2 protein-coding genes and 1 pseudogene are annotated in these 1,837 nt (G+C 75.5%); all 3 read left to right on the forward strand.

Features of this window, described 5'->3' with window-relative positions; translation table 11 throughout:
• Nucleotides 1–163 (forward strand): KR domain-containing protein (locus tag UG55_RS44945; RefSeq protein ID WP_304440463.1); only part of this gene is annotated, 163 nt, incomplete at both ends.
• A gap of 14 nt (nt 164–177) precedes the next feature.
• Nucleotides 178–283, forward strand: a pseudogene (locus UG55_RS44955) (hypothetical protein); the annotation flags it as partial.
• 10 nt (nt 284–293) lie between these two features.
• The coding region (locus tag UG55_RS46090; protein WP_304440464.1) for a beta-ketoacyl reductase at nt 294–1,824 on the forward strand (1,531 nt) is incomplete at both ends.
• Nucleotides 1,825–1,837: the final 13 nt, after the last annotated feature.

The following is a 1,837-nucleotide window of genomic DNA, read 5'->3' on the forward strand; positions in this document are numbered from 1 at the left end:
CGTCACCGGCGGCACCGGCACCCTCGGCGCCCTGGCCGCCCGCCACCTCGTCACCCACCACGGCATCCGCCACCTGCTCCTGGCCAGCCGCCGCGGCCCGGCCGCCCCCGGCGCCGACAACCTCGCCGCCGAACTCACCGCACTCGGCGCCGACGTCCAGATCNNCGCTGCCGACCNGACCGACCCCGCCGCCGCCCGGGCCCTCATCGAGACCATCCCGAGCCACCGACCGCTCACCGCCGTCCTGCACACCGCCGGCATCCTGCACGACGCCACCCTGGCCNNNCTCACNNCGGACCAGCTCGACACCGTCCTCAAAGCAAAGATCGACACCAGCTGGAACCTGCACCAGGCCACCCTCGACCAACCCCTCACCGCCTTCGTCCTCTACTCGTCGGTGGCCGGCACCCTCGGCACCCCCGGCCAGGCCAACTACGCCGCCGCCAACACCTACCTCGACGCACTGGCGCATCACCGCCGGGCCACCGGACTCCCCGCCACCAGCCTCGCCTGGGGACTCTGGGACACCGGCTCGGGCATGGAGGCCACTCTCGGCGCAGCCGACCGGGCCCGATGGGCCCGGTCCGGAGTGACCCCGTTCGGCGTGGCCGACGGGCTCTCGCTGCTTGACGCCGCGCTCGCCACGACAACCTCCCCCGACCGACGCGACGCCGCATCCGACACCGCGGCCGACACCGCGGCCGACACCGGGGCCGACACCGGGTCGGATGCCCGTGATGCGGTGCTCGTGGCGGGGCGGATCGACCTGGGGGTCGTCAACGGCGAGCCGGCCGGGCGGACCGGCGTGGCGGCCCGGCGGCGGGTCTCCGCCACCAGCGGGCCGGCCGGTGCCCGGGCCGGCGGCGACGGCGGCCTCGCCGAGGTGCTGGCCGCGCTGTCAGTGGAGGAGCAGGACCGGCTCCTGATCGCCCTGGTCCGCGAGGAGGTCGCCGCGGTCGTCGGGTATGAGGCAGCGGAGTCGGTGGAGGTCACCCGGGCCTTCCGAGATCTCGGGTTCGACTCACTGGCGGCCGTCGAGCTGCGTAACCACCTCGGCCGGCGGACGGGGCTCGTCCTGCCGGCGACCCTGCTCTTCGACTACCCGAGCCCGGCCGAGGTCGCCGGGCACCTGCGGGCCGAGCTCGTCGGCCGGTCGGCCGCCGGCGCCGCCGCATCCGCCGTACCGGCCCTTCCCGCGGCGCCGGTGGGCACCGACGACGACCCGATCGTCATCGTCGCGGCGAGCTGCCGGTACCCGGGCGGGGTCGCGAGCCCCGAGCAGCTGTGGGACCTGGTCGCGGGCGGCGTCGACGCAGTCAGTGCGTTCCCGGCCGACCGCGGCTGGGACGTCGACCGGCTCTACGACCCGGACCCGGACGCCCCGGGCCGGTCGTACGCCCGCCACGGCGGGTTCCTGCACGACGCGGGCGATTTCGACGCGGAGTTCTTCGGGGTTCCGCCGCGGGAGGCAACCGCCACCGATCCGCAGCAGCGGCTGCTGCTGGAGCTGGCGTGGGAGGCCTTCGAGCGGGCCGGGATCGACCCGACGTCGCTGCGCGGCAGCCGCACCGGCGTGTTCGCCGGCGTCATGTACGACGACTACGGCACCCGGGTGGGCCAGGTGTCGACGGATGTCGAGGGCTACGTGCTGATCGGCAGCACGACGAGCGTCGCCTCCGGCCGGGTGGCGTACACCTTCGGCCTCGAAGGCCCCGCCGTCACGATCGACACCGCCTGCTCGTCCTCGCTGGTCGCCGTGCACCTCGCCGCGCAGGCGCTGCGCAGCGGCGAGTGCGCGCTGGCGCTGGCCGGCGGGGTCACGGTNATGGCAANNCCG

The organism is Frankia sp. EI5c (assembly GCF_001636565.1).
Lineage (GTDB): Bacteria > Actinomycetota > Actinomycetes > Frankiales > Frankiaceae > Parafrankia.